This window comes from Nocardia salmonicida NBRC 13393 (assembly GCF_001613085.1).
In the GTDB taxonomy this organism is placed as follows: domain Bacteria; phylum Actinomycetota; class Actinomycetes; order Mycobacteriales; family Mycobacteriaceae; genus Nocardia; species Nocardia salmonicida.
The window spans coordinates 79,284-105,204 of record NZ_BDBR01000027.1; the positions used below are offsets into that span (position 1 = coordinate 79,284).

10 protein-coding genes are annotated in these 25,921 nt (G+C 67.8%); 6 read left to right on the forward strand and 4 right to left on the reverse strand.

Annotated elements, in window-relative coordinates; genetic code table 11:
• Window positions 1–66: 66 nt before the first annotated feature.
• Together NS1_RS24045 and NS1_RS24050 are read right to left on the reverse strand one after the other, a co-directional pair.
• Entirely contained in the window at window positions 67–18,336 is an 18,270-nt protein-coding gene (locus tag NS1_RS24045; protein WP_255284670.1) for a non-ribosomal peptide synthetase, read from the reverse strand.
• Between the two features lie 740 nt (window positions 18,337–19,076).
• Window positions 19,077–19,985, reverse strand: a complete 909-nt coding sequence (locus NS1_RS24050) for a hydrogen peroxide-inducible genes activator (RefSeq protein WP_062987951.1) — start codon at window positions 19,983–19,985, stop codon at window positions 19,077–19,079.
• Between the two features lie 81 nt (window positions 19,986–20,066).
• Here NS1_RS24050 and NS1_RS24055 point away from each other — a divergent pair, with 81 nt between their 5' ends.
• From NS1_RS24055 to NS1_RS24065, 3 genes are all read left to right on the forward strand, one after another.
• On the forward strand, window positions 20,067–20,654 hold the full coding sequence (locus tag NS1_RS24055; protein ID WP_056811330.1) for a peroxiredoxin: 588 nt from the start codon (window positions 20,067–20,069) through the stop codon (window positions 20,652–20,654).
• Window positions 20,655–20,695: 41 nt separating this feature from the next.
• Window positions 20,696–21,235, forward strand: coding sequence for an alkylhydroperoxidase, AhpD family (gene ahpD / locus NS1_RS24060; RefSeq protein WP_056811333.1), 540 nt, complete (start codon window positions 20,696–20,698; stop codon window positions 21,233–21,235).
• 129 nt (window positions 21,236–21,364) lie between these two features.
• A complete protein-coding gene (locus NS1_RS24065) occupies window positions 21,365–22,066 on the forward strand; it encodes a PhzF family phenazine biosynthesis protein (RefSeq protein WP_062987953.1) in 702 nt (233 codons plus the stop codon).
• A gap of 28 nt (window positions 22,067–22,094) precedes the next feature.
• On the opposite strand, the gene NS1_RS24070 is transcribed toward NS1_RS24065, so the two are convergent.
• Both NS1_RS24070 and NS1_RS24075 read right to left on the reverse strand, forming a co-directional pair.
• Window positions 22,095–23,471: an RskA family anti-sigma factor gene (locus NS1_RS24070; protein ID WP_062987955.1), complete on the reverse strand. Its 1,377-nt coding sequence runs from the start codon at window positions 23,469–23,471 to the stop codon at window positions 22,095–22,097.
• Window positions 23,472–23,529: 58 nt separating this feature from the next.
• Complete coding sequence (locus NS1_RS24075; RefSeq protein ID WP_169812825.1) at window positions 23,530–24,141, reverse strand: DUF5134 domain-containing protein; 612 nt, start codon at window positions 24,139–24,141, stop codon at window positions 23,530–23,532.
• A 148-nt stretch (window positions 24,142–24,289) separates the two neighbouring features.
• Between NS1_RS24075 and NS1_RS24080 the strand changes: the two genes are divergently transcribed.
• The 3 genes from NS1_RS24080 to NS1_RS24090 all read left to right on the forward strand — a co-directional run bounded on the left by NS1_RS24080 (window position 24,290) and on the right by NS1_RS24090 (window position 25,894).
• Window positions 24,290–24,787 (forward strand): GNAT family N-acetyltransferase, encoded by a 498-nt coding sequence (locus tag NS1_RS24080; protein ID WP_056811344.1) that lies wholly within the window; start codon window positions 24,290–24,292, stop codon window positions 24,785–24,787.
• A 96-nt stretch (window positions 24,788–24,883) separates the two neighbouring features.
• Window positions 24,884–25,258 carry a YciI family protein gene (locus tag NS1_RS24085; RefSeq protein WP_062987960.1) on the forward strand — a complete coding sequence of 125 codons (375 nt, stop codon included), beginning with the start codon at window positions 24,884–24,886 and terminating at the stop codon, window positions 25,256–25,258.
• A gap of 63 nt (window positions 25,259–25,321) precedes the next feature.
• Window positions 25,322–25,894, forward strand: coding sequence for a DUF6596 domain-containing protein (locus NS1_RS24090; protein ID WP_255284667.1), 573 nt, complete (start codon window positions 25,322–25,324; stop codon window positions 25,892–25,894).
• Window positions 25,895–25,921 lie beyond the last annotated feature (27 nt).

The window sequence follows — 25,921 nt, forward strand, 5'->3', positions numbered from 1 at the left end:
CGGTGTCGCACGCGCAGGCACCGAATCGGACCGCCAGGAAGGCCACCTGGTCGAGCGGAAACGCGGTCAGCTGTCCAATCGCGCGTTGAGAATCCTGGCGATCTCGGCGATCGCACCCGGTTGGGTCATATCGAGGTGGGCCACATCGATGTCGAAATTCGACAACTGCCCACGGACCACCCGCGCCCATCCCTCGTGACCCGTGGCGTCGGATCGCCTTTCGCGCGTCGCGGTGAAATAGAGCGCGTCGCTGTCCAGGACCGCGGGATGCCACGCGCCGGCGGCCCGGACCGCCAGGTTGTAGGCATCGGTCAGACGCTGGATCCGTGCGGCGTCGATACCGAGGCTGCTCCCCAGGTGCCGTTCGATCAGGTCGGCGGCCTCCTCGGCACTCGCGTCGGGGCTGACGAAATCGACGCCCATGACCGGGCCGAGATTGCTGATCAGCTCGCCGGCCGTGACGGCGCGCAGCGTCGACTCGTCGACACCGCCCACCTCGGCGTCCAGCAGTGCCAGCAGCGCGACCTCTTCCCCGGCGGCGCGCATCTCGACAGCGATGGCGTGGGCGATCGCACCACCCAGTGACCAGCCGAGGAGGTGATAGGGGCCGTGTGGCGCAACGGCGCGAATCTCGGCGAAGTAGCGTGCGGCCATTTCTTCGATCGTTGTCGGACCGGGGATCTCGCCGCTGATCTGTGGCGCCTGGATGCCGTAGATCGGTCGATCGTCGGAGAGGTAGCGGTCGAGTGTGCGGTAACACCACGACAGGCCCAAGGCCGGGTGGATACAGAACAGTGGGGCTCGCTCACCGCTGGTCCGGATCGGCAGCAGCGTGTCGAAGCCGGCATCGGTCCCGTCGGCGGCGGGATCGGCGTCGATTCTGGATTCGATCCGCTTCGCCAGGTCGGCGGGGCAGGGATCGGACAGCATCCAGCTGATCGGAACCTCGTAGTCGAGTTCCTTGCGCAACTCGCTCACCACCTGCACCGACTTCAGCGAGTTGCCACCCAATGCGTAGAAGTCGTCGTCCGCGCCTACCCGATCCACGCCGAGTACCGTTCCGAAGGCCCGTGCGACCTCGCCTTCCAGCCAGGACGAAGGCTCCCTGAACTCCGCTACCGCGAGCACCGGCTCCGGTAGCCGCAACGGGTCCAGCTTGCCCGACGTGTGCAGGGGCACCGTGTCGAGCACCGTCAGCGTGGCGGGCACCATGTAGTCGGGCAGTTTGGTAGCCGCGTGCGCCGAGACCGCCACGGTATCGACCGTGGCGCCCGCGGCGGGCACGACGTAGGCGACGAGGTGCTCCATCACACCGATGGGGCGCACCACCGCGATCGCCCGCGCGATGCTGGGGTGCTCGGCGAGTACTGCCTCGATTTCGCCGAGTTCGATGCGCAGGCCGCGCAGCTTCACCTGGAAATCGGTGCGGCCCAGGTACTCCAATTCGCCGGTCCGGCGCCAGCGCACCAGGTCGCCGGTGCGGTACAGGCGCAGGCCGTCACCGTACGGGTCGGGCACGAACCGTTCCGCGGTGAGGCCGGGACGTGACTGGTAGCCGCGTGCGAGCTGGGTGCCCGCCAAGTACAGCTCCCCGGCGACGCCGACCGGTACCGGATGTAACCGGTCGTCGAGTACGTATGCCCGCGTGTTCCATACCGGTGAGCCGATCGGCATGTTCCCGCTCTCGGTTTCGGTCACCCGATGCGCGGTCGAGCACACGGTGCACTCGGTCGGCCCGTACAGATTGTGCAACTCGACCCCGGGCACTATGCGCCGTGCCGCGGCCACCGTCTCGGGGCCGAATGCCTCACCGCCCACCAGCAGCGTCCGCAACGACTCGAGTGATTCCGCGGGTGCCGTGTCCGCGAGTACGGCCAGCATCGACGGCACGAGGGCCGCGAACGTGACCCGCTGGGCGGCAATGGTTTCGGCGAGATAAGCCGGGTCGGTATGCCCGTAGGCTCGCGCGATCACCAGCCGCGCGCCCACCACCGGTGCCGCGAACAGCTCCCACACCGACATGTCGAACGTGGCCGGGGACTTCTGCAGCACGACGTCATTCGGCGTGAGCCCGTAGGTTTCATCGACCCACCGCATCTGATTGACCACCGAACAGTGCGATACCGCCACGCCTTTCGGTCGACCGGTCGACCCGGAGGTGAAGATCACGTAGGCGACATTGTGGGATCGCAGCGGTGCGAGCCGATCGGCGTCGGTGACCGGCCCGTCATCGAATCCGGACAGCTCCAGCCCCTCGAGGGACGACAGCTCCAGCACCGGTGCGGCGATGGACAACATGTAGGCGATGCGATCCGCCGGCAGGTCCGGATCGACCGGCACGTACCCGCCGCCTGCGGCGTGCACCGCGTAGATGGCGACGACCTGGTCCAGTGAACGTCGCATCCGCAGCGCCACCAACGACTCCGGACCCACTCCGCTGGAGATCAACCACCGCGCCAACCGATGGACGCGGGACGCGAATTCCGCATAGGTCAACGTCTGTTCGCCGGCCGTCACCGCGGGCCGGTCCGCGTGCGCCCGCGCGGCGTGGGCGAAGACGGAGGCGAGCGTCTCGCCCGGATCCAGATTGTGATCGGTCGAATTCCACTGCGTCAGAATGGTTTCGCGTTCGTCGGGGCCGAGCAGATCCACCTCGCGCACCGGCTGTGCCGAATCGGTCACCAGCGCGTCGAGCACGCGCAGCAGGCGATCGACGATCGCTGTCGCTGTCGTCGCGTCGAAGAGGTCGCTGGCGTAGATCACCGCGCCGCTGAGGCCGGCCGGGTCACCGGCGGAGTCATAGGAATCCGACATCGTGATCAGCAGATCGAACAGTGCGATGTCGGCGTCGGCCGTCATCGCGGACGCCGAGAGCCCCGGAAGTTCGAACTGGGCCCCGGCGACGTTCTGGAATGCCAGCATCACCTGGAACAGCGGATGGTGGGCGTGCGACCGCACCGGGTTCAACTCCTGCACCAGCCGCTCGAACGGAACATCGGCGTGCCCGAACGCGGCCAGATCGGTCCCCCGCTGGTATTCGAGTAGCTGGGTGAACGTCATCCCCGGCGTCAACCGGGTCCGCAGCACCAGGGTGTTGACGAACATCCCGACCAGATCGTCGAGTTCGGGCTCGCCGCGGCCCGCGAACGGAGTGCCGATCGCGATGTCGTCCGTATCGGCCAGCCGGGCCAGCGTGGCCGCCAGCGCAGCGTGGAAGACCATGAACAGCGTCGTGTTGTGTGCTCGCGCGACCTGCTGGAGTCCCGCATGCAGATCGGCGCCGACGGTCAACGGTACGCTCGCGCCCGCATGGGTCTGTACGGGCGGACGCGGTCGGTCGGTCGGCAGTCCCAGCACCACCGGGAGCTCCGCCAATTCGAGTGTCCAGTAGTCGATCTGGGCACGGAGCAGCGACTCCGGATCGTCTTCGGCACCCAGTACCGTCCGCTGCCAGATCGCGTAGTCGGCGTACTGCACCGGCAGCGGCAGCCAACTCGGCGTCTCCCCGAGCAGGTGAGCCGTGTACGCGGTCATCATGTCCCGTGCCAGCGGGCCGAGCGACGACCCGTCGCAGGCGATGTGGTGCACCACCACGGCCAGGACCCACTCGTTCGGCCCGAGCTCGAACAACCGCACCCGCAACGGGGCCTCGACCGTCACATCGAACACCGTCGAGACGAACGCCGACAACGACTCTTCCAGTTCCGGTTCCGCGACCGAGGTCACGGTGATCGGCGCACACGCCCGCGCGGCGGGTAGGACAACCTGCGACGGCGCGCCCTCGGCATACGGGTACACGGTCCGCAGTACTTCGTGCCGGTTCACCACATCCTCGATCGCCGCGCGCAGCGCGTCGACATCCAGCCGTCCGGACAGCCGTAGCACGATCGGAATGCTGTAGGCGGCCGAGCCGGGCTCGAGCCGGTTCAGGAACCACATCCGCTGCTGGGCCGACGACAGGGGAATCCGCTCCGGACGCGGTTGCGCGGTCAGCGCTACCCGACCGGTGTCGGCCTGCGACTCGGCGCGCGCGGCCAACCTCTCGACCGTCGGCGCTTCGAAGATCACCGACACCGGAATGGTCACCTCCAGCGCGGCACCGATCCGCGCGGCTACCCGGGTGGCCACCAGGCTGTTGCCGCCGAGGTCGAAGAAGTCGTCGTCGGCGCCGACAGGACCGTCGATACCGAGGACGTCGGCGAAGACGCCCGCCACTATCTCCTCCGCCGGTGACACCAGGGCCCGGAATCGCTTGGCCTGGACAACGGGTGCGGGCAGGGCCGTGCGGTCGAGCTTTCCGTTCGGCAACAGGGGAATCGCGTCGAGGATCATCACCGCGGCGGGCACCAGGTACGACGGCAGCGCCTCGACCAACGCCGCGCGCAACTGTTCGCCCGAAAGGCTCGCCCCGGTTTCGGGCACCGCGTAGGACACCAGCTGCGCCGGACCGGTGCCCGCACGCCACGGCACCGTGACCGCGTACGCCACCTCCGCCCGCGCGCTCAGCACCGCGTCGATCTCGCCCAGCTCCACCCGGTAGCCACGGATCTTCACCTGGAAATCGTTGCGCCCCAAGAACTCCAGCTCACCGTCGGTATTCCAGCGCACCACATCACCGGTTCGGTACATGCGGCGTCCCGGTTCCCCGAACGGATGCGCCACGAACCGCGCCGCATCGGTAGCCGGCTTGTTCAGGTACCCGCGCGCCAGCGCCGGACCCGCCAGATACAACTCTCCGGCCACCCCCACCGGCACCGGCTGCAGGCGGGCATCCAGAACCAGCGCCTGCATCCCCGGCAGCGGAGCACCGATCGTCGGCCGATCATCGGGTTGCAGCGCGCGCGTCGCCGTGGCGATCATCGTGGCCTCGGTCGGCCCGTACAGCACCTGGAACTCCCGGGCGCCCGTGACATCGGTACCCGCCCATCGGCTCACCAGATCCGTCGGGACCTCCTCACCGCCGGACATCACCAGCCGCAAGTCGTCGAGCCCGGCCGAATCGACCGACGCGAGCGCGGCCGGGGTCATGAAAGCGTGGGTGATCCGCTGCACGCGCAAGAACTCGGCCAGCTCACCGCCGCCGTAGATCCCCGTCGGCGCCACGATCAACGCACCGGCCCGGCTGACCGCCATCAGGATCTCCATCAGTGCGGCGTCGAACGACGGCGACGCGAAATGCAACACCCTGGACGCGTGCTGGAGCCCGCGATCGGCACGCCGCCCCGAGACGAAGTCGGCGATGCCGGAATGGGTGACGGCCACGCCCTTCGGCACTCCGGTGGATCCGGAGGTGAAGACCACGTAGGCGACATCCGAGACCCGCAGCGGCCGCGTCCGCTCGTCGTCGCCGATCGGGCCGCTCGCCGCCGCGTCGATCCGCGTGGCGACGGCCGGGTCGTCGAGCACGATCCAGTCCACCGAATCGGGCAGTTGGGCACGGACCGACGACACCGTAATCCCTAGCGTCGCACGAGAATCCGACACCATCTGCTCGATCCGGCCTTCGGGATAGCGTGGGTCCACCGGCACGTACGCCGCACCCGACCGCACCACCGCCCACCACGCGACGACGGACTCCGTCGACCGCGCCGCCGCCACCAGCACCGGATTCTCCGGTCCGGCGCCACGGCGGATCAGCAACCTCGCCAGTCGGTTCGATCGTTCGTCCAGCTGCTTGTACGACAGCGTGGCGTCCCCCGCGACGACGGCGATACCGTCGCCGTTGTCCCGGACGGCCGAGGTCAACACCTCCGGCAGCAATGCGGGCGGCTCCAGCGCCTCCACGGTGCGCGCCCCGACCCGGGAGGTGAGCGCCGAGCGCTCGTCGGCTTCCAGCCAGTCGATATCCCCGACTACGACGGCCGGATCGTCGGCGACGGCTTCCAGTACCCGCACCAGCCGCCGGACGATCGCCGCCGCGGTCGCCTCGTCGAACAGATCCCGCGCATAGGTCAGCATTCCCGACATACCCTGTGCCGCACCGGCATTGCCGGAGGAATCGGCCAGCACCAGTTGCAGGTCGAACTGGATCGCCCCGGTATCCACATTCGCCCGCGTCACCCGGACGTCGGGCAGCACCACATCGACCGTCGACACGTTCTGGAATGCCAAGGCCACCTGGAACAACGGATGTCGGGCCGCCGATCGCTCCGGGTTCAACTCCTCCACGACCCGTTCGAACGGCACGTCCGCGTGCTCGAACGCCAGCAGGTCCGTCTCCCGCGTGTGCATCAGCAACTCGGCGAACGGCTCGCCCGTATCCACCCGGGTCCGCAATGCCAGCGTGTTCACGAACATCCCCACCAGATCGTCCAGACCGGGCTCGCCCCGCCCCGCGACCGGGGTGCCGATCACGACGTCGTCGCTGCCGCTGAGCCGCCCCAATACCGTTGCCAGCGCGGCGTGCATCACCATGAACAGCGACGACCCCCGCGACCGGGCCAGCGCGACCAGCCGCTCGTGCAGCCTCGCACCGATCTCCACCGGTACCCGGTCTCCCGACAGCGACGCGACGGCCGGGCGTGGGCGGTCCGCCGGTAGTTCCAGCCGGTCCGGTGCACCCTCGAGGGTCGAGCGCCAGAACTCCACCTGCTGCGACATCAACGACGCCGGATCGTCCGCGGCTCCCAGCATCTGCCGTTGCCACCACGCGTAGTCCGCGTACTGCACAGCGAGCGGTTCCCACTCCGGCGCCTGCCCGGCCAGTCGCGCGACGTAGGCCACCATCACGTCACGGGCCAGTGGCCCCATCGACTGACCGTCGCCTGCGATGTGATGGACCACGAGCACCAGCAGGAATTCGCCGGTGTCACTGTCGTGCTCGGCGCCCAGCTCGAACAATCCCACTCGCATCGGCACTCGGGCAGTCACATCGAATCCACCCCGCACGAACTCGCCCACCACCTCCGGGACCGAATCCGCGTGCACTCGCACCGGCCGCACCGGCACCGCGGGCTCGTCGAGAACGACCTGCCGCGGCTCACCGGCGGCTTCCGGATAGATCGTCCGCAATACTTCGTGGCGCGCGACCACATCGGCGAGCGCGGCACCCAGCGCTTCGGTGTCCAGCCGTCCGGACAGCCGCAGCATCACCGGAATGTTGTGCACCGCGGAGTCCGGCTCGAACCGGTTCAGGAACCACATCCGCTGCTGTGCCAGCGACAGCGGCACGGAGTCGGGGTGCACCCCCGGCAGCAGGGGCAACCGGCCCCCACCGCTGGCCGCCGCGGCCAGCCCGGCCAATCCGCCGACGGTCGGCGCCTCGAAAACCGATCGCACCGGCACTCGCGCGTCCAGGGCCGCGCCGATGCGCGCCACCACCATCGAGGCGCTCAGCGAATCGCCGCCCAGTGCGAAGAAGTCGTCGTCGACGCCCACCTGGTCCACGTCGAGCACCTGCTCGAAGGTCCGCGCGACCAACTCTTCCAATCCTGGCGACGGCGCCCGGAATTCTCGCGTGACGGCAACCGGCTCGGGCAACCGCTCGCGATCCAGCTTCCCGTTGACGGTCAGCGGTACCTCGTCCAGCACCATCACCGCGGACGGCACCGTGTACCGGGGTAACACCTCAGCCAGTGCCGCACGCAACTCCTCGCCCGAGACCTCCGCCCCCGGCGCGGGCACGACATAGGACACCAGCACCACCGGGTGTCCGCCGTCGCGGCGCGGCACCGTGACCGCGTACGCCACATCGGCACGCGCGTCGAGCACCGCGTCGATCTCACCCAGCTCGACCCTGGTGCCGTGCACCTTCACCTGAAAATCGTTGCGCCCCAAGAACTCCAGATCGCCGTCGGCGCCGCGGCGCACCACGTCACCGGTGCGGTACATGCGCTGCCCCGGCTCCGCGAACGGGCATGCGACGAATCGCGCCGCGGTCAACCCCCTTCGGGCGGCGTACCCGTCGGCCAAGCCGGCGCCGAACAGGTACAGCTCGCCCTCGACACCGTGTGGCACGGGCCGCAACCAGGTATCGAGGACGACGACCGCCACGGGGCCGACCGGCTTGCCGATCGTGATCGCGGCACCGGGCGTCAGTGCGCCGCTGGCGGTAGCCCAGATAGTGCTTTCGCTCGGCCCATAGAGATTGACCATGGTGCGATGCGGCGCCCACCGATCGACCAGCTCCGGCCCGACCGGCTCACCGGCGGTTGCCAGTACACGTAGCCCGTCGAGACCGTCGCACGAGATGGTCGCCAGCGCCGAGGGAGTGATCACCGCATGCGAAATATGTTCGCGCCCGATGAGATCCGCCAGCTCGGGGCCGGCGTAGACATCGGCAGGCGATACGACCAGTCGACCGCCCGAGCCGTGCGCCATCAACAACTCGAACACCGAGGCGTCGAAGCTGGGCGAGGCCACCTGCAGGACCACCGACATCGGGTCGACGCCGAGTATCCGCCGCTGCGCCGCGACGATATCGGCCAGACCGCGATGGCTGACGAGTACGCCCTTGGGCATACCGGTCGACCCGGAGGTATAGCTCACGTACGCGGTCTGCCCCCGTCGAATCGGTCCGTCGCGTTCGGCGTCGGTGATCGGCCCAGCGGGAACCGAGTCCTCGGCGTCGAGTATCTGTTCCTGGTCGAGGATCAGATACTCGACGCTGTCAGGAAGACGTTCCCTGGCAAACGTGTCGGTCAACCCGAGCGCGGTTCCCGAGTCCGACAGCAGATATTCGATCCGCTCCGATGGCAGAGTCGGATCTATCGGCAGGAACGCCGCGCCGGTCTTCGCCACGGCCCACAGGGCGAGGGTCGCCGCCAGGGATCGCGGAAGCACAGCGGCGACGACCTGTCCCCGCCGGACACCGTGCCGCAGCAGGACCCGCGCCAGCTGTGCGGATCGCTCGTCGAGTTGCCGGTAGGTCATGGCGGTGTCACCGCATCGCACGGCGATCGCGTCGGGTTCGGCGGCAGCGCGAGCGGCGAGTATCCGGTCCAGCGTGTCCGGGATCGCCTGTTCCGCAACCGAATCCGGCCATGACGGCCCCGGTTCCTCGCCGAGCGGCAGCTCGCCCAGCCGGACGTCGGGGTTGACCGCGATCCGGCCGAGCAACTCGACGAAGCGGTCGAGGATCCGGCGCGCGGCCGCGGTGTCGAATGCGCGGTCGTGGAATCGGAGGGTGATCCGCAGTCCCTGTGCTTCGCCGTGCTCGGATTGTTTCGGTTCCACGACCAGGCTCAGCGGGTACGGCGTCGCGTCGACACCGCTGAGTTCGTCCACCCGCAGGCCCGCCGAATCGATGAGTCGCTGCAGTGCCGTCCGGTCGACGGGGAACGACTGGAAAGTGATGGCGGTATCGAAGAGTTCGGGCAGGCCGACGCTGCGGTGGATCTCGGGTAGGCCGATATGGTGATGATCCAGCATGCCGGCGTGCCGCGCCTGAATGCTGGTCAGCAACGCGCGCACCGTCATGGTGGGTTCGAGCGGGACTCGCACGGGAATCGTAGTCAGGAACATACCGAGCGTCTGATCGACCAGCGGCAACTCCGGGGGCCGTCCCGACACCGCGGAGCCGAAGATCACATCGGTCTCCCCGGTCAGCACGCGCAGATTCAGAGCCCAGGCCGCGGTGACCGCCGTATTGAGGGTGACGGCCGCTTCCGCCGCCACTCGACGGAGGTCTCCGAAAAGATCTGCCGTCAGCTCGGCCCCGATCTCAGCGGTGGATACCGAACCCGCCGCGCCCACGTCGCGGGACACCCGGGTGGGTGCGTCGACATCCGAAAAGGCTTGCTTCCATGCCGCTTTGGATGCGGCACTGTCCTGGCGTCCCAGCCAGGACAGATAGTCGCGGTAGGAGGGAGCAGGTCCGGCGGAGTCGATATGGTCGGGAGACCCGTAGTAGTCGAGCAGTTCTCGCATCAGCAGCGGCATCGACCAGCCGTCCAGGATCACATGGTGATTGGTGACGAGCAGCCGGAAGGACCCCGCGTCGAGACGGATCAGCGTCAAGCGCAGGAGCGGAGCAGCCGACAGATCGAATCCCGCCGCCGCGTCCGCCGCGGCAATCGATTCCGGGTCGGCCGGGGATTCCGCATCGCCGAGATCGATCTCTCGGAAACCGATCTCGGCATGGTCGAGCACGATCTGACACGGCCCCGCCGCGGTCTCCACGAAGGCAGCCCGCAGGATGTCGTGCCGGTCGACCACGGCCTGAGCGGCACGGCGCAGGCGCTCACCGTCGACCGCTCCGGAAAATCCGATCATCGTCTGGACGGTGTAGTTGTCCCCGGCATCCGGGTCGAACGTCGAGTGGAAGTGCACGCCGGATTGCATGGGCGACAACGGCCATACGTCGGACAGACCGTGGTATCGCTGCTCGAGCCGAGCGAGGTCGGGTTGTGCGAGCGCGACGAGTGGAGAGTCCGAAGCGCGATCTGTCACCGGCACCGGATCGCCGCCGGCCATCGCGGCAAGGGCGGCAACGGTCTTGCCTTCGAACACATCTCGCGGCGTGAACGTGAGCCCGGCGGATCTCGCCAGCGCCACCAGCCGCATCGAGACGATACTGTCCCCGCCGAGCGCGAAGAAGTTGCTGTCGGCGGACACGGTGTCGAGATGGAGCACCTCGGCGAAGAGTTTCGCCACGACCTGTTCGGTCCGCGTCGACGGCGTTCTGCCGCCTGCGGCGTCGGATTCGAAGGCCCGCTGCCGCAATTGTTTCCGATCGAGTTTCCCGGTGGGCGTCCGCGGCATCTCCTCGAGCTGGACGATCGCCGCGGGATTCATATATCGCGGTAGCGTGCCCGAGAGATCGTCGCCGAGTGCCGCCACATCTATCGTGGCATCCGAGGAGGAGACGAAATAGGACACCAGAATCGGTTCGTCGGCAGGCCCCTTCACCACGACGGTGGCCACGCTCGCCACCTCCGGGTGCTGAGCCAGGTGGGCATCTATTTCCCCCGGCTCGATCCGCAGACCGTGAATCTTGACCTGCTGATCGCCCCGGCCCAGATATTCCAGTGCCAATCCGGCGCGTCCGCGGACCCAGCGCACGGAATCACCGGTGCGGTAGATCCGCTCGCCGCGGGTGGATCGCGGATCCGCGACGAAGTGTGACGCGGTGACGCCCCGTCGATCGACGTACCCGCGGGCGAGTCCGGGCCCTCCGATATAGAGCTCGCCCACGACACCGACCGGCACCGGCCGCAGCCACGTGTCGAGAACCATCGCGGACGCGCCTGGGATCGGGCCGCCGATCGTCACCGGCTCGCCGGGGACGACTTCCGACCCCGTTGCCCAGATCGTGCACTCGGTAGGTCCGTAATGATTCATCAGGCGTCGCCCATGGCCCCACCGGTTCACGGTGTCCGGCTCGGTCGCTTCGCCGACGACCGCGAGCGATGTCAACGACGGCGTCCGGGATGGATCCATGGTCTTCAGCACCGAGGGGGTGATGATCGCGTGCGAAACCCGCTGTGCGCGAATCAAATCCTCGAGGTCGGTCCCGGCGTACACCTCCGGCGGCGCCACCACGAGAGCGGCGCCACTGCCGTGCGCCAACAGCAACTCCGACAAGCAGGCGTCGAATCCGGGCGACGCGACCTGCAACACCACCGAATCCGTACCGACGCCGAAGGCGTCGACTTGCGCCGCGACGAGATCGGCCAGTCCTCGATGGCTGAGGTGGACCGCCTTCGGTTTGCCGGTCGATCCGGACGTATAGATCACGTATGCCGCGTTGTCGGCCGACAGCCGGTCGGCCCCGGCCGGGGGACCGGACGGACGTCGACCCTCCTGCGCGTCCGAAGCCGAAGCGTCCAGCGTCAACCAGTCGACACTATTCGGAAGCTGTGGCGCGACAGCGCTGGTCGTCACGCCCAGCCGGGTCCGGGAGTCCGATAACAACTCCTCGATCCGCGCGGCGGGATTGCCGGGATCCAACGGCAGGAAGGCGGCACCTGTTTTCGCCACCGCCCAGATCGCCACCACCAGTTCGGCCGACCGGGGAACGGCCAACGCGACGATCGACTCCGCGCGAGCACCGTGGTCGGCCAGCAGGCGAGCGAACCCGTCGGCGCGACGCTCCAGCTCCTGATAGGTCCACGTGGCATCACCGCTGCGGACAGCAACGGCATCCGGACACTTCCGTGCGGTTCCCCACAGGATGTCGCGCAACACGAGCTCCGCGGCGGGCTCCTCCCTGCCGACCGAAAGTAGTTCCGCGCGTTCGGAATCCCAGCAGGACGAGATCGCGGCGACCTTCCGGGTGGGATACCCGACGATCTGGGTGAGCAGGAGCTCGAAGCGTTCGAGCAACGTGCGGACCTCGTCCGCATCGAATCGGTCGGCGGCGAATTTCAGTGCCACCGTGTAGGTACCGGGCTGGTCGGCCGCGCTCGGTCGTCGGTCGCCACTCGACCGAGGCGGGGACACTTGCAAACTCAGCGGATACGGCGTGGCATCGTGGGCGTCGATGTCGACGAACCGCAAGCCGGCGTCGGAGAGATTGCGCGCCAACAGTTCCCGGTCGAGCGGATAGGACTCGAGCACCGTCGCGGTGTCGAACATATCGGTGATGCCGGTGGCCCGTTGCAGCTCGGCCAAGCCGACGTACTGGTGATCCAGCATGGCGGCCTGCTCGGATTGCACGCGGACGAGCAGCTCGCCGACGGTTTCGCCGGGTTCGAGGCGGACTCGGACGGGCAGCGTGTTGACCAGAAGCCCGACCATGCGCTCGACATCCGGAATCTGCGGCGGACGGTGCGCGATCGTATTGCCGAACACCACGTCCGACCGTCCGGTCAGCGCGGCCACCAGCAATGCCCACGCCACCTGCAAGGCCGTGTTGGCGGTGACGCCGTGTGAGCGGCCCAGATCGAGAAGCGCGGCGGTGGTCGCGGCGTCCAGTTTCAGGTCGACCTCACCGACCTGCGCGGTGACGGACCGATCCGGCCTGTCCGTGACCCGCGTCGGACTGTCGATGCCGGCGAGCGTCTCCCGCCACGCGGCGATGGCGGCGTCGCGATCCTGAGCCTGCAGCCACTGCAGATACTCCCGGTACGAACGAGGGGGCGCGAGCTCGACGGTATCGCCGTCCGAGATATACAACGAGAGCAACTCGTGGATCAGCAGCGGCATCGACCAGCCGTCCAGCACGAGATGGTGGTTGGTGACCAGCAACTGGAAGGTATCTACGCCGGTGCGCACGAGGTGGAACCGCACCAGCGGTGGGTGGGCCGGATCGAACGGAGCCGCGGCCGCCGTCGCGAGACGCCGAAGGGCCCGCGCCTGCCGGTCGGCATCGATGATGTCGGCGATACTCGACTCGCCCCAATCGACCTCGGTGTCGCGCAGAACGATCTGGCGTGGCCCATCGGCACTCTCGACGAAGGCGGTCCGCAGGCTGTCGTGCCGGTCGATGAGCACCTGCGCGGCCCGCCGCATCCGGGGCCCGTCCACCTGCCCGGCGAACGTCAGCGCCACCTGCACGATGTAGCCGTCGTCGCCGTCGCGGTCGTAGACCGTGTGGAACAGCAGCCCGGACTGCAAGGCGGTGAGCGGCCACACATCGATCATCGACGGGTATTCGCCCAGCCACCGGTCGACATCGTCCTGCGCTACCGCGGTGAGCGGGAAGTCGGAGGGGGTGAAGCCGTATCCGGTGTCGGATCGGACGTGCTCGGCAAGCGCCCCCAGGGCGCGAGCCCACAGCCCGGCGAGCTCGTCGACGTCCTCGCGGTCCAGTACCTGCGAAGCGAACTCCCAGGTCACGTCGAGTTCGAGCCCGTCGCGACCTTCCTCGGCGATCGCATTGATATCGAGCAGGGCCGGCAGCGCCATCTCCCGATCGCTCGTCGCGGTCAGTGCGGTGAACTCGGTGGTGGGCGCCCAGGGCACCGAGCGTTCGCCGACACCCACCCGCCCGAGGTAGTTGAAACTGATCTGCGGTTCGGGCAGGTCCGCGAGCTCGGCCCTGCCCTGGGGATCGAGATGACGCAGCATCTGGTAGCCGATGCCGTTGCCCGGCACCGCGCGCAACTGCTCCTTCACCTGTTTTATCGCCGTTCCAGCGCCCGTGCCGCCGGCCAGCGCGTCATCGAGATCGATATCGTTCCACTCGATCCGAACCGGGAAGCGTGTGGTGAACCAGCCCACGGTGCCGCTGAGATCGGCGCCGGGTACGGCTTGCTCCTCGCGGCCGTGCCCCTCCAGCGAGATCAACTCTCCGGCGGTCGCCGCCGTACCGCGCCTGCGCCGCCACTCTCCGAGTGCCAGTACCAGGGCCGCGAGCAGCGGATCGTTGGCGCTGCAGTGGAAGCGGTCCGGAATGGTGGTGAGAACCGCCTCGGTGACCGCTGCCGGAATGCGCTGATGTACCCGGCCCGCCGTGGCCCCGACGTCACGATCCGGAACGAGACGGCGCGATCCGAGTAGCTGATCACCTCGCGCGAGTACGTCTTTCCACCCGTCGAGCTCCGCCGACCGTCTGCTCGGCGCCCGCTCGACCAGGCCGTGCGCCCATCGCCGGAACGAGGTGGTGATCGGGCCGAAATCCGGTTCGCCGCCGTCGGATACCTGCGTCCAGGCCTGCGCGAGGTCGGCGAGGATGATGCGCCACGACACCACGTCGACGGCGAGATGGTGAACCACCAGCCACATCAGGTCGGGTCCCGAGCCGTTGCGATCCCGCATCCAGACGGCTCGAACGAGCACGCCCTCGGCCGGGTCCAATCGATCCGCGGCCTGCTGTAGGTGCCGGTCGACCTCGGCGGCGTCTCGCCGATCGAGCCGAACATCGATGAGCACGGCGTCCGGGTCGACCGCTTCGCGCTCGAGTACCTCGACGTACCGATCACCCGAATCGCCGCGCAACACCGCGCGCAGCAGGTCGTGGCGGTCCAGCAGGGCTCCCAGTGCGCGCACGAGGCCCGCCCGATCGACCCCTTCGGGCAGCTGCACGAGCGCGGCCTGCGCGAATCGGTCGTAATGACCCCGATCGAGCATCGCGCACATGATCGGCGACAACGGCATCGGTCCGACGCCGCCTCCGGGCAACTCGTCCAACTCGGGGGTATCGCGTGCTTGCGTGGCCGTGGCAGCGGCCGCCAAGGCCGCGACGGTCTTGTGCACGAACACATCCTGGGTGGAGAAACTCAGGCCCTCGCCCTTGGCCCGCGCCACCAGCCGGATCGACAGAATGCTGTCGCCGCCCAGGGCGAAGAAGCTGTCGTCCGCCCCGACGAGCGGCACGCCGAGCACCTCGGTGAACAGCTTCGCGACCGCCTTCTCCCTGGCGGTGGCCGGCGTCCGGCCGACTGGCGCGGTCCCGAATTCCGGCTTCGGCAGAGCGCCGCGATCAAGCTTGCCGAAGGCGTTCACCGGGAGGCGGTCCAACGGGAGGATCACCGCCGGGACCATATGCGGCGCCAGCGAATCCTGGGCGAAGCGCTCGAGTTCGAGAGGTTCGATCCGACGGCCGCTGACCGGGACCACATACGATGCCAGCACCGTCGTGCCCGCGTTGTTGTGCACCGGCACCGTCACGGAAAGATCCACGTCCTCGTGTGTGGTGAGCACGGCGTCGATTTCACCCGGTTCGATCCGGTAGCCACGGATCTTGACCTGGAAGTCGCTGCGCCCCGCCAATTCCAGCGTCATTTCGGCGTTGTCGCCGGTCCAGCGCGCGATGTCGCCGGTGCGGTACATCCGCTCGCCGGGGCCACCGTACGGATCCGCGACGAACCGGGCGGCGGTGGCGACGAACAGATGACTGTATCCGCGGGCCAGTCCCGGCCCGGCGAGATACAGTTCGCCCGCGGTGCCCTTCGGCACCGGTTGCAGCGTTCGGTCCAGCACCATCGCCGAGACACCACGAATGGGGCCACCGACCAGGTGGGCGTGGTCGGGTGTCAGCATGGCGCCGACGGCGGTCACGGTGGCCTCGGTGGGACCGTATTCGTTGTACATGGACACCGACGGCGCCCACCGCTCGATGACGTGCGGTGGACAGACGTCGCCGCCGACCACGACCACTCGCAAGTCGGTCGCCTCGTGCGGGTCCACGGTTGCCAGCATCGTGGGCGTCAGCGTCAGGTGGGTCACGTGCTCGTCTGCCAGCAGTCGCGTGAGCGGCTCGCCGCCGGTGACCTCGGGCGGCACGATCACCAGCGTGGATCCGCTCGCGAAGCAGGTCAGAAACTGTTCCATGGCGGCGTCGAAGCTGGGCGAGAGGGCATAGGACACCCGAGAGGTCGTGTCGATTCCGTACGTGGCGGCGCGATCGGCGACCAGATTCGCGAGGCCGGTGTGCGTGACCTGGACGCCTTTCGGCGCTCCGGTGGATCCCGAGGTATAGGTGATGTAAGCGATATTGGACGGCCGTAGTGGGCGGATCATGTCGCCCTCGGACATCGGTGCGCTCGCGGCGCTGCCTTCCCCCAGGGTCGCGGGGTCATCGAGAACCACAGAACGCATCGCCGACGGGAGCCGCCCGCGCAAGGCGTCGACCGTGATCGCCACGGCCGCACCGCTGTCGGCGACCATATGTTCCACACGTTTGCGCGGGTACTCGGGGTCCACCATGACGAACGCGGCCCCACATTTCGCGACCGCCCACGTCGCCACGACAGATTCGACCGAGCGTCGCAGCATGATCGCGACCGCCGTGTCCGGCCCACACCCCAGGGCTCTCAGATGGCGGGCCAGCTGCGAGGATCTGGTATCCAGCTCGCCGTACGTCATTGTCTGCCCGGCCGAGATGATCGCGCACGCACCAGGATCGCGGCGCGCGCTCTCGGTCAGGATCTCCGGAAGCAGCCGGGTTTCGACCCCGCTCGGCCCCCGCACCCGCGGCAGCGCTGACCGTTCCTGTGCGTCGAGCAGCGACAATCTGCTGACCGGGCATCCCGCTCCCCCGGCGAGGAATTCGTGCAGGAACATACGGAAGCGCCGGTGGTGACCAGTGAGCTCGTCCTGGCTGTAGACACTCGGATTTCCCTGGAAGTCGATATGTGTACTGTCTTTGCCCGCACCAGGGTAGATATTGACGAAGAGGTCGGCGGTAGGGCCTGAGGTGAGGACGTTCAGGCGGCCTGTCGTGTTACCGAGCACAACCTCGTTCTCGATCATCATGAGGTTCACGGCCGGCCCGAAGGATACCGCCTCGTCGCGCGCGATCCCCATATCGTGGAATATGTCTTCCTGGCGGTAGCGCTGGCGCCGAAGTGCGCTCGTCAACTCGCTTTGCACAGCGGCGATCAGTTCGCCGACGCTGCGGCCCGCGACCCGCACCCGCAGCGGGACGACGTTCGCCACCATCCCCCCGGAACGGCGCAGCACGGCAGAGTGCCGACCCGACACCGGCAGGCTCAGCATTACTTCATCGCTACCGGTCATCCGCGCGAGGTACGCGGCGAATGCCGCGACGATGGTCGGAGCCACGCTCTGACCATGTTCGAGCGCGACGCTTTCCATCAGACTCGCGGTGGCGTCGGGCAACTCTGTGCTGACCAGCGCCGGATGAATGGTGGGCTTACCGACGCGACCGGCCAGACTCACGGCGGGCGGCGCGCCTTCCAGGTGCTCCAGCCAATATCTGCGGTCGTTGTCGAAACGCGTCGAGCCCCGGTACGCCAGATCCTGCTCGACGATGACCCCCAGGTCCTGCGCCGCGCACGATGGCGGTTCCTCGCCCTTCACCCAAGCGTTGTACAACTCGGTCATCCGGTGCAACATCGTTACCGCGGCGAATCCGTCGAGCGCGATGTGGTGCGCTCGCTGGTACCACAGGAAATGGTCCTCGCCGACCTGGAACACAATGGCTGTCACGAGGTGGTCGTTCAGCACGTCCAGCGGAGCGGAATAGTCCTGGACCATCATGCTGTGCGCAGTCGCGACCGGATCGGCGTGGTGGCGCAGGTCCAGGATCGACACCAGAGCTCCATGCTCCGCGTCGACGAACTGACACGGCTCTCCGTCGACCTCGATCAGTCGCATATGCCCGGATTCGAACTCGCGACTGGCGGTTCGGCAAGCCTCGGCAAGCAGTTCGGTGTCCAACTCGCCCACGATCTCGACATACTGGGCCACGGAAATCGGTGAGGACTCCGCGAGGTGCTGGGCAAACCAGATCCCCCGCTGTGCCGCCGTCAGGGGAAAGATATCGAATGAGGGGTCTCCGTTAGTATCGGAGCCAGCGCCGGAACCGTTACCCGAATCCACGTTTCGGGAAGAACGGAATGAGCTGATTTCCGGCCTATCAGACCGGTCCGGACTGCCATCTACGCGACTCTTTCGGCCCATTCCGACCTCCGTTGATACCGCTATCTTCAAGAGGTCGATTATATAGCCGCAAAGTTGCCCCTTTCCCTGGACGAAAGCTTGCAACATGGTCACGAAAACAGCATCGGACAATAAGGGAGGCGCAGTCGGCCCGATCGCCCCCCGACCTCGCCGACGCATACTCAACGTTCTCGCCGGTGGGTCGTCACCGCCATTCGTTCATCACCAAATCGCCACCTCAAGGGGTCAAGGTACCGAATTCGGCACGATTCGGACTCTATCCGTAAATATGTCGCATCCCCTTGCCTCGCCACACATATAGCTATAGAGTGTCGTGGGCGTTCGAGATTCGCTACACATTCCTCGACCTAAAGAATGCCAATAGTTAGCTGAAGCAAATTTTCCGCCGGTCAGCAGCAGTCGATATACCGTTGTATTGCCGAGTTATTATGGGCAATTAATTTACTCCGCGAAATTCTCGCGCGTGCCAACGCACGGGGGGTGTACACCCTGCGAAAATTCATCTGCAACGACGTTGATCAGCCGACTCGCTGTATACCACTGCTATCAGCGTATAGAGATCCGCTAAAAACTTCTTCGAAGCTCCAGCAAGCGTTACAGCGTTCCTCGAATTCGAATGCGTCACACAGTTCCCGCCTGTGAACACTCACCCCGCGCGGATCGTGCGCGCGCCCATGCGCACCGAAAGGCGCGCCCCCAGCGGCACAACGACTTTCGACCCCGGCGCTCTCATCGAGCGTGGCCACGACCGATCCCTCAGCGGCGCGGTGTCGTGGTGCACCGCGATCCCGAATTCGAGCCTGCCCGACAGCTCCGAACAGAGGAGATCAGAAAGGGCGCTTGGCTCGGATGATCGCGGCGAGGTATTCGTAATCCGAGGCCCGCGCGGAGGACCCCCGATAGGCGAGCCCGATGGTGCGGCCAGGAGCGGGAGTCGCGAAGCGCGCGGTGTCCAGACTCGCGCGCGCGGTCTCGGCGGCCACGGCCATCTCCGGGATGAGCGTCACGCCGAGCCCGCCTGCCACGCACTGCACGACCGTGGTCAGCGAGGCGGCGCGGGTATCGCCGACCGTCCCGGGTTGCACGTCGGCCGAGCGGCACAGGTCAAGGGTCTGATCACGCAGGCAATGGCCCTCGTCGAGCAGCAGCAGCGGTAGGTCGGCGAGGGCGGGCGCGGCCAGGTCGGTACGGCCGGCGAGCTCGTGGCCGCGCGGCGTGACCAGCACGAATTCCTCGCTGTAGAGCGGAATCTCGACCAAGCCGTTCGCTTCGCTCGGCAACGCGAGCACCGCCACGTCGAGCACACCGGTGCGCAGACCCTCCAGTAGCCGCGCGGTCTGGTCCTCGACCACCTGGGGCAGCACCCCGGGCAGTTTGCGGCGTAACTCGGGCAACAGTTCGGGCAGCACGTAGGGGGCGACGGTCGGAATGATGCCCACGCGCAGCGTGCCGCCGAGAGTGTCGCCGGTCGCCGAGGCCACGAATCGGTCGGCGGCTTCCAGGGTGGCCATGGCCTGCGGCAGCAGCCGCATCCCCGCGGCGGTGACCAGCACGCGGCGGGTGCTGCGCTCGATCAATTGGAGCCCGAGTCCGTTTTCCAGTGATGCCAGTGCCTGCGATAACGTGGGTTGACTCACAGTCAAACGCGCTGCGGCGGTGCCGAAATGCCGGTATTCGGCGACGGCCACGAACGCACGCAGCTGCGACAGGGTTGGCTGATAAGTCTGATCACTCACACCTATCAGTGTACGACCAGCAATCGGCTTTACCTTTCAGTAGGCTGACCATCAACCACACCACCACTGAGGAGACGAAGCATGGCTCTGCTGACCATCGGCGACCAATTCCCGGCATACAACCTCAAGGCCGTCATCGGAGGCGATCTCTCCAAGGTCGACGCCCAGCAGCCCGACGATTACTTCACCCAGATCACCAGCGACGACCACGCGGGCAAGTGGCGCATCGTGTTCTTCTGGCCCAAGGACTTCACCTTCGTGTGCCCGACCGAGATCGCCGCGTTCGGCAAGCTGAACGAGGAGTTCGCCGATCGTGACGCGCAGGTCCTCGGCGCCTCGGTCGACAACGAGTTCGTGCACTTCCAGTGGCGCGCCCAGCACGAGGATCTCAAGACCCTGCCCTTCCCGATCCTGTCCGACCTCAAGCGTGAACTGGCTACCGCCGCCGGTGTTCTCAACGCCGACGGCGTCGCCGACCGCGCCACCTTCATCGTCGACCCGAACAACGAGGTGCAGTTCGTCTCGGTGACCGCCGGTTCGGTCGGTCGCAATGTCGACGAGGTGCTGCGCGTGCTCGACGCCCTGCAGTCCGACGAGCTGTGCGCCTGCAACTGGAAGAAGGGCGACCCGACCATCAACGCGGGCGAGTTGCTCACCGCCAGCGTCTGAACCACTTCCCCACCGAACCACCCTGAAGGAGCCCCACTGTCATGAGCATCGAGAACCTGAAGAACTCTCTTCCCGAGTACGCCAAGGACCTCAAGCTCAATCTGTCCTCGCTGGCCCGCACCACGGTGCTCAACGAGCAGCAGCTGTGGGGCACCCTGCTGGCTTCGGCCGCCGCCACACGCTCGGCCACCACCCTGCGTGAGGTCGCCGAGGAGGCCGCCGACGTGCTCTCGGCCGAGGCCTACGAGGCCGCGCTCGGCGCCGCGTCGATCATGGGCATGAACAACGTGTTCTACCGGGGTAAGGCCTTCCTGGACGGTCGTTACGACGACCTGCGCGCGGGTCTGCGGATGAACATCATCGGCAACCCCGGCGTCGACAAGGCCGATTTCGAGCTGTGGTCGTTCGCGGTCTCCTCGATCAACGGCTGCGCGCACTGCCTCGAAGCGCACGAGAAGACGCTGCGCGAGGCGGGTGTGTCGCGCGAGGTGATCTTCGAGTCGCTGCGTGCGGCGGCGATCGTCGCCGGCGTCGGTCAGGCCGTGGCGTCCACCGAGGCGCTGGCCTCGGCCGCCGTCTGAGTCGGTTTCGCGCCTGTTCCCGCAGGTGTTGAGCGGCCCCGATCCGGTTTCCGGGTCGGGGCCGCTGCTGCGTGGAACGGACACGGCGGGGCGCTCGGCGCCGCTGAGCGGGCCGGTAGGCTCACGATCATGAACGCACATGATGTGCCCGATGCCCCGGATATCCAGGTCGAGGTCGTCCGAGTGTTCACCGATCCGGCCGGAAATCTCGGCAACGCGCTCGGCATCGCCCGCGCCGGCGATGTCGTCGCCCTCGACAAGCAGGAGCTGGCGGCGAGGTTGGGGTTCAGCGAGACCACGGTGGTCTCCGATCCGGTCGACGGCGTCGCCGACGTCCGCATCTACACACCCGCCGTCGAGTTGCCCTTCGCCGGGCATCCCACCGTCGGCACCGCGTGGTGGCTCGATGTCCAGCGCACGCCGGTGCACACCTTGCGGGTGCCCGCGGGCCCGGTGGCCGTCACCCGGACAGACGGCCTGACCTGGATCACCGCGCGCGCCGAGTGGGCGCCGAAATTCGTTTTCCGGCAACTGGATTCGGCCGAGGAGCTGGCGGCATTGGCGCCCGGCGACTTCACCGCCGGCCAGCACTTCTTCTGGGCGTGGACCGACGAGTCGCGTGGCGCGCTGCGGGCCAGGATGTTCGCCCCGGCGATGGGCATCGCCGAGGACGAGGCGACCGGAGCGGCGGCGGTCGCGCTCACCGGGCAGTTGCGTCGCGGGCTGATCATCACGCAGGGGCAGGGCTCACAGCTCTACACCGAATGGGACTCCGACGGCTGGGTGCGCCTGGGTGGGCGCGTCGCCGAAGATCACGTAGTGGTGCTCTGAACCGGCCGCAGCGAAGGCGCGGGTACGCCTAGCCCTCCGATTGACCGCCGAAGCGACGCAGCCAGGGCGGTCTGGCCGTCCAGTGACCGCGCCGTTGCGGTGCGGTGCCCAGGTCGGCGAGGATGCGGGTTTCGAGATTGCGGGGCGGGGTGTGCTGGTCGTCGGCGGCCAGCAGCGCGAGCACTTCGTGCACGCCACGGACGCGGGTGGCGAACTGCGACAGACTGTTCGCGGTGGTGACAGTGAGCTTGTTCTCGATGTGGTGGTGCTCGAGTTCGGCAACCGCGTCGAGCGCGTAGGCGTCGGCCAGTGACAGGACCGAGCCCGGCGGGCACCACGACTGTCTGGCCGTCCACCGGTCGATCCGCTGCTCGGCGAGCCGTTCGATGCTCTCCGCCAGCAATCTCGTGACCATCGGCACGCGCAGGCCGAGTTCGCGGCCGATGGCACGGTAGGTGCGGCCGCCGTAGTAGGCGAGAACGAAGATTTCGCAGCGGCTGTCGAGTGGGTCGTCGAAGCCGAGTCTGGCCGCGGCCGCGAGCCACGGCATGTCGTCGCCGCCGCGACGGTCCAGTCGCAGCCGCTGGACCGCGAGGCGATGGATCTGGGCCAGTAGCCAGGACTGGTCGGGGGTGAACGCCGGACTGTCGTTGGCAGTGGCCGCGTCGGGGCCCGGACGTTCTGTGTCGATGCCGAACTGTCGGGCATCGGGCCAATACGCGCCGAGGTGACCGAAGTCCCAGTGGGCCATGTCGAGATGGTCCCCCTCGGTGTTGCCGGGGCTGGACCCCCCAGGGCCGGGAGAGGCAACACCGGTGTGGTCCGCGTCGGGATGGCGGGGCCCGCCTCCGTCATCGGCGCCGCCGTGGCGAGCCTCCGGATAGTCGGCGCCGAGGTGATCCGGCCCCTCGAAACGAGCGCCGGAGTCGACGTGGTCGACGCCTCCATCGGGCAGGCGGGAACCGTTATGGGTGTAGACGACGCCGCGACCGAAGGCGAGGTCCATCGAACCCGAGAGGTCGGGGCTCAGATCGGATCGCTGTTCGGTGGCGGCGAATGCCGAACGGCCCCATGGCGTGCCGAGGTCCGGGCCCGGCCGCGACGGCGGGCCGACCATCGTGTCGTCGGCGGATTCGGCGGACCGGGAAACAGGTTCCCGGTCGGTGTCGTCCTCGTCGACGATCCATTGCGCCGCTCGCGCACGCCGATATCCCTCACGGACGACATCTTCGGCCGCAGCGCGACGGTGCAGCACCCGAAGCGCCAATCCGAACGCGGCGGGGCCGGTGGCGCGATAGAGCGCGCGCATCTCCTCGCGATCGTCGGCGCCGCGGACGATCGCGGGGACGCGCGTACCGTCATCGCGGACCCCCGACGGCGGTTGGGGACCGCGCTGCCCGCTCATCGTCGAATTCCTGCCCACACTAAGGCAATTCGCAGCGCGAGCGGTTGTGGATCGGTATTCACCGGCCGATCGCGGCGATCAGCATGAACGCGGTCCCGATATCCATCACCACATGGGGCACCAGGGCCGAGGTCAACGGGTGGGAACCGGCGGGATGGACGAAACGGTGCCAGCGTGACCGGTGACCGACGGTACCGAGGGCGAGCAGCGCGTCGAGGCCGAACAGCACCGCCAGCACCACGGCGGGCCAGCTAGCCCCATCGGTGCCGCCGTGCACCGCCCCGTGCCCGGCCATCGCGTAGAGCATCGCCGCGGCGGCGATCGTGTGATACCCGAGTGCCAGCACGCCGTCGGGTTGCGATCCGGTGCGCCACCCCATGACGCGTTCGGCGAGCAGGATCGCGAACGCGACGGTGAGGGCGGTGAGCAGCCCGCGCATCGCGTGCGGATCGCTGGCGGCGGGGAACACCAGCATGGTCAGCATCACCAGGCACATGAGCAGGTGCGCGCTGTCGGATGCGGTATCGACACGGTGAGCCGGCGGTGTTCGCCTCGTCAGCCGAGTCGCCACGATCAGTGACGCCAGCACGAACGCGGCGACCACCGGCCACCGCACGAACGCATACTGCTCCACGAAATCGGCCACACCCCACCACTTTCGAGTCGACACCCGCTCCACCATGCTCGCACCCCGGTCACGGTCCCGGGGTTGTTTCCACGGTCAGGACGCACGGCCCGGGACGCCACCCCGTTCGCCGAGCACACTGGGTAGTTGACCCGGATAGTCGGCCGGCTCCATCGACCCGCAAACTGGACTGATGACCGATAACCCGACTGCCGCGGTCGACCGACTCCGGGTGGTGGCCGACGATCTCTCCGGCGCCGACGTCCGTGCCCTGCTGGCCGCTCACCACCGGGAAATGGCCGACACCACCCCCGCGTGCAGCATGCACGCCCTCGACCTCACCGCCCTGCGCGATCCCGCGGTCACCGTGTGGAGCGCGTGGTCCGGCGACGATCTCGTCGGGTGCGGCGCCCTGAAGGAACTCGATGCCGGGCACGCCGAGATCAAGTCCATGCGCACCGCTGACGGACACACCGGCCGAGGTGTGGCCGCCGCCGTGCTCGCACACCTGGTCGCGGTAGCCCGAGAACGCGGGTACCGCAGGCTGAGCCTGGAAACCGGCGCCGAGGACTTCTTCGCCCCGGCCCGCCGCCTCTACCTGCGCCACGGGTTCACCGAGTGCGGTCCGTTCGGCAGCTACTCCCCCGACCCGCTGAGCCGATTCTTCACCGTGGCGCTCGAACCTTCCTGATTCCGCGCGAGATGATGTAGACACAGCGTGGCCGACTCCGACGTTCCAGGTGAGGATGGGTCATCGGGACGCATCCGCGATCGCGAAGGAGCCACGATGAAGTACGTGATCTTGATCCACTCCAACCCCCAGCCGTGGGGCCACCCGACCGGTGACTACCTGCCCGAATTCCAGGCGCTGCCCGTTGCGGAACGCGGGCGGATCACCGCGGATTTCGAGGCGTTGCTCGGCGAGATGAGCGAGCGGGGCGAACTGGTGAGCGGTGCGGCGCTCGGTGCGCCCGAGTCCTCGCGGCTGTATCGCTGGGACGACGGCAAGCCGCTGGCCACCGATGGTCCCTACTCCGAAGCCAAGGAGCATCTGGCCGGGTTCTTCCTGATCGATGTCGAGGATCGGGCACGGGCCGAGGAGATCGCCGCGCAGTTCGCAGGCCCTGGCGAGACCGTCGAACTGCGATCGATCATGAGCTGAACCGACCGATGGACGCGAGCGCGGTCGAGGACGTGTGGCGGCAGGAGGCGCCAACTCCACGCGGTGATCCCCGACCACGACGAGATCACCGGTGTGCTGGCCCTGATGCTGCTCACCCACGCCCGCTGCGCTGCCCGCACTCGGGACGGCGAACTGGTGCCGCTGGCCGAGCAGGACCGCACGCGCTGGGATCAACCGATGATCGCCGAGGGAGTGGCGATCCTCGAGCGGGTACTGCCCCGCGGTCACGTCGGCCGGTTCCAGCTCCAAGCGGCGATCGCGGCGGTCCACGCCGAATCTCCCACGTGGGCGAGCACCGACTGGCATCAGATCAGCATCCTCTACGCCATGCTCGACCGCATCGCGCCCGGCCCGATCGTCACGCTCAATCGCGCGGTCGCCGTCGGCACGGCCTTCGACCCGAGAGACGGTCTGGCCCTGGTGGATCCGCTACTCGACGACCCGCTGATGGTCCGCCATCACCGCACCCACGCGGTGCGCGCCCACCTGCTCGAATTGATCGGCGACCGGCCCGCGGCCCTCGAAAGCTACCGCCGCGCGGCACAACTCACCGCCAGCATTCCCGAGCAGCGCTATCTCAACGCCCGCCTCCGCCATCTCACCGACGACGACTGAGTCCCCCGGGGTACCACTGAACCGGCG